The organism is Streptomyces sp. NPDC088116 (assembly GCF_044741745.1).
Taxonomy (GTDB): Bacteria; Actinomycetota; Actinomycetes; order Streptomycetales; family Streptomycetaceae; genus Streptomyces.
In genome coordinates this window covers 85,241-100,754 of sequence record NZ_JBIUTF010000002.1, presented here as the reverse complement: position 1 = coordinate 100,754, position 15,514 = coordinate 85,241, and the positions used below count along the sequence as shown (strand labels likewise).

General features: G+C 65.6%; 11 protein-coding genes and 1 tRNA gene. 5 read left to right on the top strand and 7 right to left on the bottom strand.

The features are described 5' to 3' along the window. Nucleotides 1-2: 2 nt before the first annotated feature. The 4 genes from ACIOJD_RS07095 to ACIOJD_RS07080 all read right to left on the bottom strand — a co-directional run bounded on the left by ACIOJD_RS07095 (nt 3) and on the right by ACIOJD_RS07080 (nt 5,970). A complete protein-coding gene (locus ACIOJD_RS07095; RefSeq protein WP_401909262.1) occupies nt 3-791 on the bottom strand; it encodes a S16 family serine protease in 789 nt (262 codons plus the stop codon). 131 nt (nt 792-922) lie between these two features. Beyond that, nucleotides 923-1,564: an IclR family transcriptional regulator gene (locus ACIOJD_RS07090; protein ID WP_401885101.1), complete on the bottom strand. Its 642-nt coding sequence runs from the start codon at nt 1,562-1,564 to the stop codon at nt 923-925. Nucleotides 1,565-2,112: 548 nt separating this feature from the next. Next, on the bottom strand, nt 2,113-3,903 hold the full coding sequence (locus tag ACIOJD_RS07085; protein ID WP_401909260.1) for a DEAD/DEAH box helicase: 1,791 nt from the start codon (nt 3,901-3,903) through the stop codon (nt 2,113-2,115). Between the two features lie 543 nt (nt 3,904-4,446). Continuing rightward, the gene (locus tag ACIOJD_RS07080) at nt 4,447-5,970 is read right to left on the bottom strand and encodes an MFS transporter (RefSeq protein ID WP_401909258.1); all 1,524 of its coding nucleotides are present in this window, start codon (nt 5,968-5,970) and stop codon (nt 4,447-4,449) included. A gap of 211 nt (nt 5,971-6,181) precedes the next feature. Between ACIOJD_RS07080 and ACIOJD_RS07075 the strand changes: the two genes are divergently transcribed. The 4 genes from ACIOJD_RS07075 to ACIOJD_RS07060 all read left to right on the top strand — a co-directional run bounded on the left by ACIOJD_RS07075 (nt 6,182) and on the right by ACIOJD_RS07060 (nt 10,241). Next, a tRNA-Cys gene (locus ACIOJD_RS07075) sits at nt 6,182-6,253 on the top strand. A gap of 722 nt (nt 6,254-6,975) precedes the next feature. Then, nucleotides 6,976-7,434: a hypothetical protein gene (locus ACIOJD_RS07070; RefSeq protein WP_401909255.1), complete on the top strand. Its 459-nt coding sequence runs from the start codon at nt 6,976-6,978 to the stop codon at nt 7,432-7,434. Nucleotides 7,435-7,523: 89 nt separating this feature from the next. Continuing rightward, entirely contained in the window at nt 7,524-9,590 is a 2,067-nt protein-coding gene (locus ACIOJD_RS07065) for a hypothetical protein (protein ID WP_401909252.1), read from the top strand. A 24-nt stretch (nt 9,591-9,614) separates the two neighbouring features. Further along, nucleotides 9,615-10,241: a hypothetical protein gene (locus tag ACIOJD_RS07060; RefSeq protein ID WP_401909249.1), complete on the top strand. Its 627-nt coding sequence runs from the start codon at nt 9,615-9,617 to the stop codon at nt 10,239-10,241. Between the two features lie 372 nt (nt 10,242-10,613). Here ACIOJD_RS07060 and mycP (ACIOJD_RS07055) read toward each other — a convergent pair whose 3' ends face one another. Further along, entirely contained in the window at nt 10,614-11,861 is a 1,248-nt protein-coding gene (mycP, locus tag ACIOJD_RS07055; protein WP_401909246.1) for a type VII secretion-associated serine protease mycosin, read from the bottom strand. A gap of 842 nt (nt 11,862-12,703) precedes the next feature. Here mycP (ACIOJD_RS07055) and ACIOJD_RS07050 point away from each other — a divergent pair. After that, entirely contained in the window at nt 12,704-12,850 is a 147-nt protein-coding gene (locus ACIOJD_RS07050) for a hypothetical protein (RefSeq protein WP_401909244.1), read from the top strand. 487 nt (nt 12,851-13,337) lie between these two features. On the opposite strand, the gene ACIOJD_RS07045 is transcribed toward ACIOJD_RS07050, so the two are convergent. Together ACIOJD_RS07045 and mycP (ACIOJD_RS07040) are read right to left on the bottom strand one after the other, a co-directional pair. Further along, complete coding sequence (locus ACIOJD_RS07045) at nt 13,338-13,826, bottom strand: hypothetical protein (protein WP_401909241.1); 489 nt, start codon at nt 13,824-13,826, stop codon at nt 13,338-13,340. Between the two features lie 286 nt (nt 13,827-14,112). Beyond that, nucleotides 14,113-15,489, bottom strand: a complete 1,377-nt coding sequence (gene mycP, locus ACIOJD_RS07040) for a type VII secretion-associated serine protease mycosin (protein WP_401909238.1) — start codon at nt 15,487-15,489, stop codon at nt 14,113-14,115. Nucleotides 15,490-15,514 lie beyond the last annotated feature (25 nt).

The window sequence follows — 15,514 nt, the reverse complement described above, 5'->3', positions numbered from 1 at the left end:
CGTCAGCAGCTGGGGACCTTGCCACCCTTTTCCAGCGCCCGGAGCGAGGACACCGCACCCTTGAGCGTGGTGACGGGAACGAGCCGCATCCCGTCGGGAAGCTCGGACTTCGCGTCCGCGCACTCCGCCTGCGGTACGAGGAAGACGGTCGCCCCGTCGCGTCCCGCCGCCTGCGTCTTGAGGGAGACCCCGCCGACCGGACCGACCTTGCCGTCGCCGGTGATCGTGCCCGTACCCGCGATCGTGCGGCCGCCGGTCAGATCGCCGCCCGAGCCGTCGCCGTCGAGCTTGTCGACAATGCCGAGGGCGAAGAGCAGCCCGGCGCTGGGCCCTCCGATATCGGCGAGCCGGAGGGTCACGTCGACCGACTTCGGATCCCTGTCCAGGTAGCCGAGGGCCGCCTGGGTCGCGGAATTCTGCGACTCGACCATGTCGTGGACGTTGCGCTTCTCGATCTCCTTGTCGGAGTCGCCCGACGGATAGACCGCCTCGCGCGGCAGCACCGCCCGGTCCGTACGGAACCAGCTCTCGGCCACATCGCCGAAGTCGACATCGGTGGCCGGGCCGGTCGCCACGATCGTCGTCATCCGGAGCTGGCCCTCGGCCGCCCGGGTGGGGGCCTTCTTCACGGTGATGACCGGCCGGTCCTGGTGGTCACCGAGCACGTTCACGGTCGACCCGGGCTGCGCCACGGCGTACGGCAGCGGCGCGGCACCGACGACGACGAACAGCACGACGATCGGGACGGCACAGAGGGCGAGGACGCTGGGGCGCGAGAGGCGAGAGAACACGGGTGTCAATCTATCTTCCGGACGGAATGCCCGGTCCGGGGCTCCGCCCCCCGCACCGACGGCGGGCACCGACCTGTGAAAGTACCGCGAACGTGTGGCGGAGGTGCGGCAGTGAGGTGTCAGGCGTCTGCTCAGCGCAGCGCGTCCGCCACTTCCCGGGCCGCGTCCACGACGCGCGGCCCCACCCGTTCCGGTACGCAGTCCGCGAGCATCACCACACCCACACTGCCCTCTATGCCGGTCACCCCGACCAGCGCGGCGGCCGCACCGCTGGCGCCGGCCTCCAGCTCACCGTGGGTGAGGGTGCAGCGCGGCTCGGTGAGAACGGTCTGGCGGGCGGCGAGGATGGCCCGGCCCGCGGCGCCCCGGTCGAGTGGATGGCGGAATCCGGCCCGGTAGGCGACGTGGTAATCGGTCCAGGTCGGCTCGACGACGGCGACGGCCAGGGCCTCCGCTCCGTCGACGAGTGTCAGGTGCGCGGTGGCTCCTATGTCCTCGGCGAGCGAACGCAGGGCGGGCAGGGCCGCTTCCCGTACCAGCGGATGCACCTGACGGCCCAGGCGCAGCACACCGAGGCCGACCCTGGCGCGGCCGCCCAGGTCGCGGCGGACCAGGGCGTGCTGTTCGAGGGTGGCGAGCAGTCGGTAGACGACGGTTCTGTTGACACCGAGTTTGTTGGACAGTTCCGTGACGGTCAGACCGTGATCGGTGTCGGCGAGCAGTTTGAGGACACGTAGTCCCCTGTCGAGCGTCTGGGAGGTCTCCGCGGTCACGACGCCCTCTCCTTCGGAGTGAGTGGCGACGGCACTCTCACGAAACCCGCGGCACGGGTCCCATCGGTTGCACACGGAGAGGCCGTCGGCGGGCCATGGCACACCGGCCGGTTCCACGGCGGCGCTGCCGCGGAGTGTTTGCGTTTCGTGCGGGGACAGTAACCAGGGACACCGCTCAGCGGAAGTCCTCGTCCAGAATCCGGTCAGACAGGGAGAGTTGATCTCCCTTCGCCGTAAATTCGTAATCAAAGTACGACAGAACGCCGACTTCGGATGATCAATTAGGGATCAATACGGCATGCGGAGCGGCTGCCGGGGGCGGTGACAGCCGCTGCCGACGACCCACGAGGGCCACCACGTGCGAGAATCGCCACGGCGCCTTGCTCATATCTCTACGGCTTCATCGCAAGCGGTTTCCCTGCGTCCGGGTAGGAGGGGACGCGGAGACGAGGGGCGCGTGGCTCGGGGCTCGGGGCTCGGGCCAACGGGAGGAACGGGCAACGGGAGGACAGCGGCCGAGCGTCACCCACCGGCTTACGACGCCGGCTTCACCGCATCCGGGTCGCCCACTCCTGCACCTTCGCGATCCGTTCCCGTATCTGCCCGGCCGTGGCCTCGGCGCTCGGCGGCCCGCCGCACACCCGGCGCAGCTCCGTGTGGATCACCCCGTGCGGCTTGCCGCTCTGGTGGACGTACGCGCCGACCATCGTGTTGAGCTGCTTGCGCAACTCCAGCAGTTCCTTGTGGGAGACCACCGGACGCCGCTCGGCCGGCAACTCCAGCAGGTCCGCCTCCTCGTCCGGCTTCTTGCGGCTGTGCGCGATCTGCCGGGCCTGCCGCTTCTGGAGCAGCAACTGCACCTGGTCGGGCTCCAGCAGGCCGGGGATGCCGAGGTAGTCCCGCTCCTCCTCGCTGCCCGGGTGCGCCTGCATGCCGAACTCGGCGCCGTCGTACAGCACCCGGTCGAAGACGGCGTCGGACTCCAGGGCCTCGAAGGGCAGCGATTCCTGCTCCCCGGTGTCCTCGTCCTGTTCCTTCTCGGCCTCGGCCATCTCCTTCTCGGACTCGGCGTACGGGTCCTCGTCGCCGTCCTTCTTCGGCTTGTCGAGTACGTGGTCGCGCTCGACCTCCATCTCGTTGGCGAAGCCGAGCAGGCCGGGGATGGTGGGCAGGAAGACGGAGGCGGTCTCGCCACGGCGCCGGGAACGTACGAAACGGCCCACGGCCTGCGCGAAGAACAGCGGGGTCGAGATGGTCGTCGCGTACACGCCGACGGCGAGGCGCGGCACGTCGACGCCTTCCGACACCATGCGGACCGCGACCATCCAGCGGTCCTGGCTGTCGGTGAAGTCGTCGATCCGCTTCGACGCGCCACCGTCGTCGGACAGGACGACGGTCGCCTTCGTACCGGTGATCTCGCGGATGATCTTGGCGTACGCGCGCGCCGAGTCCTGGTCGCTCGCGATCACCAGACCGCCGGCGTCCGGGATGCCCTTGCGTACCTCGGTGAGCCGCTGGTCGGCGGCGCGCAGCACGTTCGGCATCCAGTCGCCGCGCGGGTCGAGCGCGGTGCGCCAGGCCTGCGAGACGGCGTCCTTGGTCATGGGCTCGCCGAGCCGGGCGGCGATCTCGTCCCCCGCCTTGGTGCGCCAGCGCATGTTGCCGCTGTAGCTGAGGAAGATGACGGGCCGGACGACGCCGTCGCCGAGGGCGTTCCCGTATCCGTAGGTGTAGTCGGCGGCCGAGCGGCGGATGCCGTCGTTGCCTTCCTCGTACGCCACGAAGGGGATCGGGTTGGTGTCGGACCGGAAAGGCGTACCCGTCAGCGCGAGCCGCCGGGTGGCGGGTTCGAACGCCTCCAGGCATGCCTCGCCCCAGGACTTGGAGTCGCCCGCGTGGTGGATCTCGTCCAGGATGACCAGCGTCTTGCGCTGCTCGCAGCGGTTGCGGTGCAGCATGGGCCGCACGCCGACACCGGCGTAGGTGACGGCGACACCGTGGTACTCCTTGCTCACCGGCCCCGCGCTGTAGTCCGGGTCGAGCTTGATGCCGATCCGCGCGGCGGCCTCCGCCCACTGCTTCTTGAGGTGCTCGGTCGGCGCGACGACCGTCACCTGCTGGACGACATGGTGGTGCAGCAGCCAGGAGGCGAGCGTCAGCGCGAAGGTCGTCTTTCCGGCGCCGGGGGTCGCAACGGCGAGGAAGTCACGGGGCTGCTCCTCGAGATAGCGGCCGAGGGCACTCTCCTGCCAGGCGCGCAGCTTGTTGGCGGTGCCCCAGGGGGCGCGGCCGGGGAAGGCGGGCGAGAGATGGTGGGAGGAGGAGGCTGTAGTAGTCACGGTCTCCGGTTCGGACGCTCGGGCTGACGGGGCTACGGACGAGGCTATGGGCGGGGCACGGGCGGGGATGCGTACGACAACCGGGCCACCCTACCGGTGACGGGAGGGCCTCTTCCTACGAAGGGGCCCCTGGGCGGGAAGGTGCGACGGGGGCCACACTCGCGGATACGCCACCGCGGCGTGACCGCCGCATGACTGCTGTGTCACCGCGTGAAAAGCGGCGCGCACCTCGTCGATACCGAGACGCCGCGCACCTCGTCGATACCGAGACGCTTGGCGAGGGCGAGCAGCTCGGGAAGTGTCGGGCAACTGCATCAGGCGAGCCTCCGGTTGAGCTCCTCGCTCGCCTTCAGCACATGGTCCGCGGCCTCGTTGAACAGGCGCGCGCTCGTTGACGGCGGTGATGACCGCCTCGTGGGCGAACGACTGCATGCTGCGGCCTTCCGCTTCGGCGCGGCTCGCGCAGTGCGTCCAACCCTTCCTCGGCGAACCTCAGATGCGGACCGGCCATGCACCATTGGTTCCGCGCGATACCAGGCGGTGCTACAGCCCTTCTCCTCGCCCCGGTACCCGTACCCGCGTCGCCACCCACACCCCCACCAGCGCCACCACCGCCATCGGCAGGAACACCGCCGCGAAGGCGGCCGGATGCGAGCCCGTGGCGGCGCCCGCCGCCCCCGTCGCGGCCGCGGCCGCGTGGCCGCTCATCGCGCCACCGCCCAGGGCCGCGAACGCGGCGCCGCCCGCCGCCAGGAGCAGTACGTTCGAGAGCCCGTCGGAGATCTGGAGCGCGGCCGAGTTCGCGCCCGCCTCCCGCGGAGCCGAGAGCTTGAGCAGCAGCACGCTCGTCGAGGCGATCACCGCGCCCATGCCGAGGCAGCCGACGCCCCACGCGATGCCGACGATCCATACCGGTACGGACGCGATCAGCACACTCGGTACGGTCGCGATGGCCAGGGCGACCAGCACCATCCCGCCCGCCATCAGCCGCTCGCGGTACGGCTCGGCGCACGGACGGGACTGTACGTACGAGCCGAGCGCCCAGGTCGCGCCGCCGACCGCGAGCGAGAGTCCGGCCATGGTGGGCGACAGCCCGCGCTCGGTGACCAGCATCAGCGGGACGAAACTCTCGGCCGCGACGAAGGACCCGGCGGCGACCCCGCGCAGCAGCACCACGGACGGCAGCCCGCGGGCCGCCCGCCAGGTGCCGCCGGGCAGCAGCCCGAGGACGGCCGGTACGAGCAGGACGGCGCCCGCCACGGCCGGGAGGAGCGAGAGCGGGCGCAGGTCCTGGCCGGCGTACTGGAGCAGCCCCGCACCCACCGAGATCCCGAGGGCGAGCCGGATCCTGCGCCGGTCGAAGGCGGCGGGAGCCGCCGAGGGATCGGCCGGGCCGGACGCCATCCGCCGGATCGCGGGCAGCGCGAGCGCCAGCGGCGGGACCACGAGGACGGGGATGCCGATGAAGACCCAGCGCCAGCCCAGATGTTCGGTGACGGTACCGGCGGCGAGCGGTCCGACCACGGAGGGGACCACCCAGCTCGCGGCGAACGCGGCCATGATGGCGGGCCGCAGCTTCTCCGAATAGGCGCGGCTGACGACGACGTACAGCGCGACGATGACCAACCCGCCGCCGAGCCCCTGGACGGCGCGGCCGAGGATGAACAGCCACATCGTGCCGGCGGTACCGGCGAGCAGCAGCCCGGCGCCGAAGGCGCTGATCCCGGTGGCGAGCGGCGCGAGCGGCCCGCTGCGGTCGGCCCACTGACCGGCGAGCACCATGGCGAACAGGCTGGTGGTGAAGTACGACGAGAAGGCGAACGCGTACAGCGCGATCCCGTCCAACTCCCGCGCGGCCACCGGCATGGCGGTACCGACGGCCATCGCCTCGAAGGCGATGAGCAGGACGACGGAGACGATGCCGATGCTGAGAGCCCGATGCTCGGGACCCAGCACGCCGCCCCGGCCGGCGTCCTCGGCGGGCAGGGGTGCGCCGGTTGACGCATCCGACTTGTCGAACGCGTCGGCGGCAGCGACGTCCGCGTCGCCTGGTTCCAGGGTGGCCATGGGCCCAGCGTAAGGAACAAACACCCGGTTGAACCCTGTCGCGAGGCGGAACGGCACTGGTCCCTTGGTCGTACGCCCGTGACCGGCCCGGACCTTCCCGACGGTGAAGGCCCCCGGACCATGAACGGAATATGGCAGTCGCATTGCGGCCCGCGCGAGGGTCTTGAGCTACGAGCACCGTCCGCTTACGGTCAATAACAGCGAAAGACACGGCCGTGTGCCCGAGTGGTTTAGGGGCTCGCCTGCAAAGCGAGTTACGTGGGTTCGATTCCCGCCACGGCCTCGACGGCCCGCCATGGCCTCGCTGGAGACACGAATGCGGCCGCCCCCGCGATCCGGGGACGGCCGCATTTCGCGTACGCGCCTCGTGAGCCGGTAGGCCGCAACGGGGCGGCCCCTGGCTACGCGAGACCGGGGATGCTTTTGACTCGCAGAGTAGATGACGGCACTCCGCCAAGGCGTGGAATCCACGATCACGGCCGAAGACCTCGTCAGTCAGATGCCCTCCGGCAGCCTCTGGCAGGGGACCCACCACCGAGGTTGCCCGGGAACTGTCGGATGCCACCGACAGACACCCGCCCTCCCCTTCGCGAAGCCGGTCTCGTCGATGGCCAGCACCCCGCCAGCCCTGTCGGCCAGCCTATCCAGCGTGTAACGGCAGACTCGGTAACGCAGCTCGTCAACATCTCACCTCGCCCGGTCGAGCAGGTGCAGCTGTCCGCCGGGACACCGCCAACTGCCAGCCGTCCCACGAGAGACCGGCCGACATCCCACCCACACTTGGCGCAGCCCACCCACGCTGATCCGCCTGCGGCAAGACATCACCAATCCGCAGCAACGAATCTCCAACTGGCTTCCCCACAGGAAACTTGGGACACCACAGCCGACCAAACCTCCGTAACCGGTAGCTACCAGGCGCACCTGATCACCCAGCTACAAGTGAACGGGTAGGTTGAGTTGGAAGATGGTCGAGACAACAGCTTGCACGGGGACGGGGACCCGCAGATGACGTGGGACGAATGGGAACAGTCGAAGACCGAAGCCGCTGAGAAGCGTTCGACACAGATGCAACTCAATCAGCTTCCGGCCGATGGCGGCGCAATGGTTGGTCACGGAAACAAACAGGGCGACCTGACCGTGGATCAGAAGGACCTGGCCACGGTCGGGAACAGCGCGTTCAAGCTCTTCGAGGACCTGGGTCGATACGGCCGCGACGCATGGTCCAGCAGTCAGACCGCCGCGAAAGACCTCACCACACAGAAATTCAAACTCGGCGGCGCTCTTGATCACGTACAGAGCCGGTGGGAAAAACAGTTGCAGTCACTCTTAGACGCCTGCGCCCACATATCCAACCATATGGACTTCTCCAAAAAGGCACACCAGGGCGATGAGTACTACATCGCCTCGACCTTCAGCAGCATCGCTCAGCTGGACAAGGGCTTCGATGAAAGGACCCAGCGCTGATGGACTTCGAGGCACTTCGGCACGGTAATTTCGCATCACTAGGCGTAGCGATAGACGACTGGTCCAGCGTCGTCAAGAGACTCACAACCATGGCGGAAGACGCGCGCGACGACCTCAAGGCCAAGGCGAACAGAGCCAACTGGGCAGGAGTCAATGCCACCGTCTCCCGTGAGTTCATCAGCAAGACCGCGGGAGAATTCTCAGACGCCGTCAGTCAGGCCACCACCATTCGAAACATCCTCAGGGACACCCGTAGCGAACTAATCCAATACCGCGACGACCTCAATGAGGCCATCGACCGAGGGTGGGACAAACACCTCAGCACCTACGGTACACAAGGTGGCGGCTTCAGCATCTTGGTCAACGTCCACCCCGAACCCGCCAACAGCAAACAGGCAGCCGAAACTCTCCGCAACGAACTGCAGGGAATCCTCGACAAAGCCACCACCAGCGACGAGACCGCAGCCCAAGCGCTCCGCGCCATAGCCGATCAGGAAACCGCCGGCTTCGCAGACATCAAATACAAAGACCGCGACTCTGCCGCCGAAGCCCTACAAAAGGCCGACACTCTCGCGAAACTCGCAAAGAGAGACCCGAATGACCTGTCCGCCAAAGAGCTCAGCCAGTTCAATAGCACCCTTCACAAGTATCGCCACGACAGCCTCTTCGCCGAGAGATTCGCGACAAATATGGAGGCCAAGGGGACCCTTCAGTTCTGGACTGGAATGGCCGATGCTCACGCCGGAGCCAGAGGAAATGAACTCAAGGAGCTCAAGGATCTGCAGAAGAACTTGAGTATGACATTGGCTACCGCAACCTTCTCCGACTCGCCTGAAATGCGAGAGTGGAAGCAGGGCATTATCAATGAAGGAAATACGAGCTTCAGGTCTGATTCTTCGATTCCATCCAAGCCCATCGGGGCTCTTGGATTCCAGGTCATGAGCAGCCTGATGAGCCAAGGAAAATATGACACCGAGTTTCTGAATGACTACGGTAAGCAACTACTCAAGATGGACAAGGCTCCGGCCGGCATCCCAGGAATGGGCACCAATGAAATCTGGAAGGAATCTCAGATCACTGATCTCACTTTCGGAAAAGACGACGGAAGGGATCCGATGATCGGTTTCGCGAACGCACTCGCGCATAATTCCGAGGCTGCAACAAGCGCGTTCGACTCCAAGTCTGATCTTGAACACGTCCTCCAGAGCACCAAGTACACAGACAGGGGGCAGTCGGTAGGGCACGCACTCGAAGCCGCCGTCACTGGAGTCTCACGCGGAGAGACGCCATCCGGTCCGCTACCGCACACCAAAGCGCAAGTCGAGATCATGCAGAACGTCATGCATGCCGTTGCGCAGCCGAATGCAGGCGCAGACCTCGTGGACAAGGCGATCGGCGAAAGCTTCGGGCATATGGCCTCCGCTTACATGCCCGAGATCAACCGAACAATGGCCGGCCCTGGAGCGGAGTCCATATTTTTGACCAACAGCGCCGATCCGGACGGACTCAACAAGAGAGATGCCACGCGGTTTCTTTATGAGGTGGCAAGAGACAACAATGGGGCAGCTGGCATCCGTTACGGCGAGAGCATCTACACGAGCAGCCTACTGGAAGCCCACATCGCGGATCCCTCTCTCTATGACGGCAGCACGAATGACGCGATTCGCACGATCACCGAGAACACAGGCATCGTAGAGGGCATCGTTGGACATTCATTGGCCGACGCCGGAATATCGGAATCCGTCGACAACGAGAAAGATAACAACGATGCCCTCAAGTCGCAGGGAGATTTCTTTAAAGCCATTCTTTCTGCAGGAATTGGAGTGGGGGCGGTAGCAATCGCTCCGCCGCTAGAGGGGGCGGCTGCTGGGGGATTCCTAGGAGGAGTGGCAGGCATGGCTGTCGACCGCCTCATGAACGGGCGCGACGGGGATACCGCTCTGGATGATGCCTTGTACCGCACAGGACAAGATCTAAATGAATCCCTGGACTCGGCCACGCGCCAGACACAGACTTCGGCCCAGGACGCAATTGATGCGCATAAGTCAGACTTGCAGGAAGGCGAGACCAAGAACTTGATCCGCGATGCACTAAAAGACGGATGGCTACAGAGCGACACTGTCCTGGAAGATTCCCACAAGCGCCCTAGCGCTTAATTCAGATTGGGCGCTACAGCCATCATGAAGATCACCTCAAAGAAAGCAGCGATAAGAGTCCCCCTGATCTGCATCATCCTGAGTATGGGAGTCTTCGGGTATTTGGAGATCTTCACCAAGGGACTTGATCGCCTACCCGCCAAGGTGTGTGACGGGGCAGTGAACCGAGAGACTGCGGCCGATGCCCTACCGGACACGCGAAAAGCACTTGAGCGCGGAAAAATGCTCACCACCTGGAACGGCTTCACGTTCGCTTGCTATGTCAAGGTCAGCAGTCAAGATTCGATCATTTCAGGCGAAGCCAAAACAGCTGATGCCAGTGAAGCTACATGGAGAGATAGCGTGGTGGGGGACGGCGACGGTAAAGAAATCAAGATGTCGTCAGGAGGAATTGAGATAATTTCATGGCGCGATCAAACACAGGTCTACATTCTGTGCGTGCCACCGGGAAAGAAAAAGGAAAAGGCGCTCCAGAGCTATTCATTGATCACTCAAGCGAGGACAATAGGTGAGACTCGCGCAAAAGGTGATCAACTCCGCCAGACAATTACAGACTTTGCCTATCAGACAGCTAGGCATGCATATAAGGTCGGCGAATGCCAGGAGCGCCAAGAGTTCCCTGCTGAACTTCCACGCCTGCCATCAGAATGACCTCAAATGCCATCGTTGAGCCTGCATCGGTGAAAAGTAAATAATGCTGCGCCGCTACGTTTACCCCGTGGCCTGTGCCGAGCATGCAGATCTCATTCGCCTGTATTCCAACCAAGTGCGAGCGCAGTTGGCACACGGTCCCGGCGTGCGCAGGAGGCTCTGCGAAGCCCAGCAGCATCAGCCCCGGGGAGTCAGCGCAGCACGCCCGTAAACCCGCCAACCGCCCATAGTTGATGCGCGTTTACCTCTCAAGCCAATTCCATACGGGATCAGGTCACTCGTGGCCGACTTCGCGCCTCCGAACCAGCTGCGGTAGCTGGTGCCCCGAGGATCGGCGTGCGGCGGCTGGTACGGCACGAAGGCTGGCGAAAGCTATTGTGGGACAGCGGCACGACGCCGAGAACGGACGAGTGCCGTCGCGACGGCACCGCCCACGAGCAGGGCGGCGATGCCCACACCGATCCAAAGACCGGTCCTACCTCCGTCGTCGGACGTGGCGGTCGCTGTGGCCTGCTCCTTGTCGTCCTTGCCACTCTCGCCACCGCCTGTGGCCTGGGACCCTTCGGGCGAAGGCGACGGGGAGGCGGCGGCAGCGAGGTCGGGCAGCGGAAACTCGTCGGCGGGCCCCGGGTCGCCCGGGGTCTTCAGCGCACGGAGCGGACGTACCGCGCCGTAGCCGATGGAGTCATTGCGCTTCTCGCCGCTCGTAGGCTTACCGATGGTGTTGAGCATGACCCGGAGGACCTGATTGTTGGTCCACTTCGGATGCTTGGACCAGATCAGCGCGGCGGTCGCGGACGCGATGGCGGTGGCGTCACTGGTGCCGTGAGATGTGCACAGGCCGGTCTTCCCACCACACGCATGCACCATCTCGTCGCCTGGCGCCGACATGTCCACCTGGGGGCCGTACTGGGACTCGTCGGTCCTCTTCAGGTCCTTGCCAATAGCTCCGACGCCGATGACGCCTGGGGTTCCTGACGGGAACTCCAGATCATTGCCGGATTCTGCAGTGTTACCTGTGGCAGAAAAGATCAGGGATCCATTCTCCACGGCGTACTCAACCGCATCTGTCAACTCTTGAGAGCCCTCACGTGAACCAAGGGAGATATTGATGACTTTGGCGCCCTCGGCCACGGCGTAACGGATGGCCACAGGCAAGGATTTGTTGAACTCCTTGACCTCTGACTCTCGGTTGGCATCCCAACCTGAGTTCCGCATTCGGATCGGAAGGATCTTGGCCCCCGGCGCGAGGCCGAATGCTCCGTCTCCCCCACCGCTCTTGCCCGTGCCAGCGATGAGGCCGGCCATGCCCGTACCGTGTCCGTCGTAGTCAGAGCGCTCGTCGCCGTCCTCATCAGGGGCCAAGTCCTTTCCATTCAGAACCTGGCCCAGAAGGTCGGGGTTTGAATCATCGACCCCACTGTCGATCACCGCGACAGTCACACCTTTGCCCGTGCTGAGCTGCCAGATCTCCTCGGCGCCCATGGCATCAAGATGCCATTGCTTGGACCGTATGGTCTCCGCGTACGCCGGGGTCGCCGCGATGCCCACCAGCAACAGGCCCAGGCCGGCCGATACCAATGTGCTGGGCCGACCAACTCGCTTATTGCTGGCGCGCATTCAAATTCCTCTGGCTCTATCTGTGAGATCAGTCGATGACGGGCGGGACCACACGGCGGCCGCCTTGCTGCCAGGTCTCTTCGTCTTCGGTCAGGTAGTCCGGACGCTCACCGTTCGGATCGTCCCTGCGACGGCTCGCACCTCGCCGCGAGCCGGGCGGGACTGCTGTCTGTCCGGAACGCGCACCACCGTCGGCGGCTGCCCCTCGAACGAGGCCCGAGCCACCTGGAGTGAAGGGCCTTCCCGTTCTCGTGCCCGGCTGGACGGGCCGTCCGCCGACCACGCCACCGGCCTCGGACGCCAGGCGCCTCCCTCCGGTGATTCCGCTCTGGCCGCCCCCCATTCCGCCACCGATGCCGTGTCCCATGGGTGTACGCCCCTGGTTGTGCTCACCGCCGATGACCGCTCCCCTGGGAATCCCCCCACTGGCACGTCCCGAAGATGTCGGCACGGGGCGACCACCCGAAATACCGTTGTTCTGTGGCAGGCGACCGGTCTGCCCGGTTCCCGGCGAACTCTGTCCTGGAAGCAGGGGAGAACGCGCACCCGGCACGGAGCGCCCGCCTGCTACTCCCGGGCCCTGATTTCCTGGACCACTGGTGAAAGCGGGAGGGATCATTCCTGTCAGCGGCAGGCTCATGCCATCTGGCTTGCCAACAGGAGGCGTGCCAACAGACGTACCCGGAGGTGCCACAGGAGACTGCGGCCGCGTATCGATGCTGTCAACTTCCATCTCGACAGGGCTTTCCACCGGCTTGATACCCGAAGACGGCACGTTGGCAATGCCGTGCGCCGAAGCCGATCCGCCTTGCGGAGAGGCCACGTATGTACCACCTCCGGACATGCTCGGACCGTCACCGCCTCCGGTGCGCCCCAAGCTCTCCGCCGAGTCCCGCTTCCCGCCTCCCGGGACGAACTCGGTCGGCGGCGGCTGGAACGTCGGCAGCTCCAGCTTCGCCATCTGGGTCTGCGACTGCTGGTACGACTGAGCCAGCCTCCGCATTTGGGCCGCCGCTTCCAGGCGGTTCATCTCCGGGAGCGGCTCCAACGGCGACGCAGGCGTCACAGCACGGGCGATCGGGCCCTTTTCTCGTGGGATGGCGCTCTGTGCCTCGGTGATCGCTTCGGAGGCCCGCCCCAGCCACTTCGAGGCTTCGTCGCTGTAATCAGCCAGCCGGAAGGTCGCACCGGACAAGCTCGCGCCCCACTCGACAAACGCCTTGTTGCCCTCGCCCTCCCACACCACGCGCTCCGGACGCTTCTTGAGCTCCTCCGCGATGGAGCGGATCTCCCCCGCCGCTGCGGCGAGACTGTCGGCCGCCGCCTGTACCGCTCCGCTCTCCGCCTGGTCCAGCCATGCCAGCATCTGCTTGTGGGACATGCTCTCGAAGGACGTCGCTCCGCCCCCGCCCTGGTCCTTGCCACCCATTCGGTTCCCCGTTCGTCGCCCGTAGTAGTCCTCAGACCACCACGTCGCTACCTGATGCCTTCAGCGCTCGTCTCGCTGCTTTCGGGCTTCGGCTCCTTGCCTTCCTTGCCCGACTCCGGGTGCTGGGCTGACGGATCGCGCTGCGGATCGTAGTACTTCTCCGCGCTCGCATGGATGGCACGCATCCGCCTGCGGATGTCGTCGTCCAGCCCCTCGAAGCCATCCTTGGAAGCGACCACCGCGATGCCCATGCCCTCAAGCGAATCCGCCAGCAGCTTCGACAACTGCTTCAGCTGATCGATGACCGTCTCGTACGCGGTGGACAGACCGGCTGCCTCTGCCCACGCGCCATCGCCCCCGCCGAACTGCGCCCGTCCCAGGGGTTCGGCACCGACCTTCTTCGGGCCGGCGGGCGAACCGTTGAGATTGATGATCAGCTGATCGATGCGCGCCTTGAACTTGACCATCGACTCCGGGTCGTAAAGCGCCGAAGCCATCACAGGATTGACCCTGCGCAGGGCTTCCTCATCGGTCAAGGGTGTTGGCCCCGCTCCACCACCGTCCGCGCTCAGCACAGATACCTCCCCCGTGTTCTCCAACAACCTCGATCACAACTCTAGCCAGCGCCACCGACACTCCGCACACCAGGCTTGCATGTGCAACAGGGACGACACCAGCGCTAATTGGGGTGGCAGCCGACTGAGACCAGATCGCAAGGTGTCAGTGGGCCAGGTAACGGGGCTCGTGCCGACGAGCGGCCCTCCCACCAGCAACGGCGCAACCGCCCGGCAGGACGCGGTCAACGGCTACGCCCCCCGAACCTCACACATCGCGTTGCCCGGGGCCGGGCTGCTGGGGGTTGTAGGGCGGCTGCTGCGGCGGGTACGGCGGCTGCTGCTGGTACGGAGCCGGGGCAAAGGCCGGAACCGGCGGCTGGGAGGGTGAGGCCGCGCGGCGACGGGAGCGGACGACCGGTACTGCGATCGCCGCGCCCAGAAGAACCGCGGCGCCGATGCCGAGACCGATCCAAAGGCCCGTGTTGCCGCCGTCGTCCGACGCGGCGACCGCTCCGGACTGCTTGTCGTCGTCCTTCTTGTTGCTCTCGGTACCGCCCGTGGTGGCCTCGGAGCCCTCGGAGCCTTCGGACGAAGGTGACGCGGACGGTTCCGCCGCAGCCAGGTCGGGCAGCGGGTACTCGTCGGCCGGGCCGGGGTCGCCCGGAGTCTTGAGAGCGATACGGGGGCGGACGGCGCCGTATCCTCCGAAGTCGGTACGAGCTTCCCCGTTCTCGGCTTTACCTGCCGTGTTGATCAGGACGCGGAGCACCTGGTTGTTGGTCCACTTCGGGTGTTTGGACCAGATCAGCGCGGCGCTGGCGGAGGCGAGCGCCGCGGCATCGCTCGTACCGTGACTGTCACATATCTGCGAACCGCCGGGACATGCAGAAACCATGTCCATTCCAGGAGCGGTGAGGTCTACCTGCGGACCATGCTGCGACTCCGCCGTCACCTCGGAGTTCCTGTCGATTGCCGATACGCCCACAACGCCCGGCGTCGCTGCCGGGTACATCGGCGGGTTTCCCTTGTCACCTTCGTTGCCGACCGCGGAGAAGACCAGCGAACCCTTGTCATGGGCGTACTTGACAGCCTCGGTGACATTTTCCGCAGTCTCGGTTGATCCCTGCGAGATGTTGATGACCTTTGCGCCTTTGTCGGTCGCGTGCCGGATCGCCTTACTGAGCGACTCGGTCCACAAAGGCACGTTGATCGCCAGCTTCGTCCCTTCGTTCACCTTGGGCAATCTGATGGGGAGAATCTTCGCCCCAGGTGCGAGGCCAAATGCCCCCTGCCCCCCAGGCCGCTTGCCTGTTCCCGCGACCAGGACGGCCATCTGCGAGCCATGTCCCTCGTAATCCGAGTACTCGTCGCCCGGTTCCTTCGAGAGGTTGAGTCCAGGCAGGACCTGCCCCACCAGATCCGGCAGGCTCTTGTCCACGCCTGTGTCGATGACCGCGACAGTGATGCCCTTGCCCGTACTCGTACGCCACATCTCATCGGCTTTCATGGCATCGAGATGCCATTGCTCCTCGCGAATCGTCTCCGCGTGGGCCGGTGTTGCGGCAATGCCCACCAGCAGCGTCCCCAGGACTGCGGACACCGCCCGCGCATTCCTCACTGCTCGACGGCTGCTGGTGTGCATCTGATTCCTCTTGCCGAATGCGTAC

Excerpts from the sequence above, each read along its gene's own strand:
- ACIOJD_RS07080 (WP_401909258.1), bottom strand. The coding sequence starts at position 5,970 with ATGGCCACCCTGGAACCAGGCGACGCGGACGTCGCTGCCGCCGACGCG.
- ACIOJD_RS07070 (WP_401909255.1), top strand. The coding sequence starts at position 6,976 with ATGACGTGGGACGAATGGGAACAGTCGAAGACCGAAGCCGCTGAGAAG.
- ACIOJD_RS07065 (WP_401909252.1), top strand. The coding sequence starts at position 7,524 with ATGGCGGAAGACGCGCGCGACGACCTCAAGGCCAAGGCGAACAGAGCC.
- ACIOJD_RS07060 (WP_401909249.1), top strand. The coding sequence starts at position 9,615 with ATGAAGATCACCTCAAAGAAAGCAGCGATAAGAGTCCCCCTGATCTGC.
- mycP (WP_401909246.1), bottom strand. The coding sequence starts at position 11,861 with ATGCGCGCCAGCAATAAGCGAGTTGGTCGGCCCAGCACATTGGTATCG.
- ACIOJD_RS07050 (WP_401909244.1), top strand. The coding sequence starts at position 12,704 with ATGCTCGGACCGTCACCGCCTCCGGTGCGCCCCAAGCTCTCCGCCGAG.
- mycP (WP_401909238.1), bottom strand. The coding sequence starts at position 15,489 with ATGCACACCAGCAGCCGTCGAGCAGTGAGGAATGCGCGGGCGGTGTCC.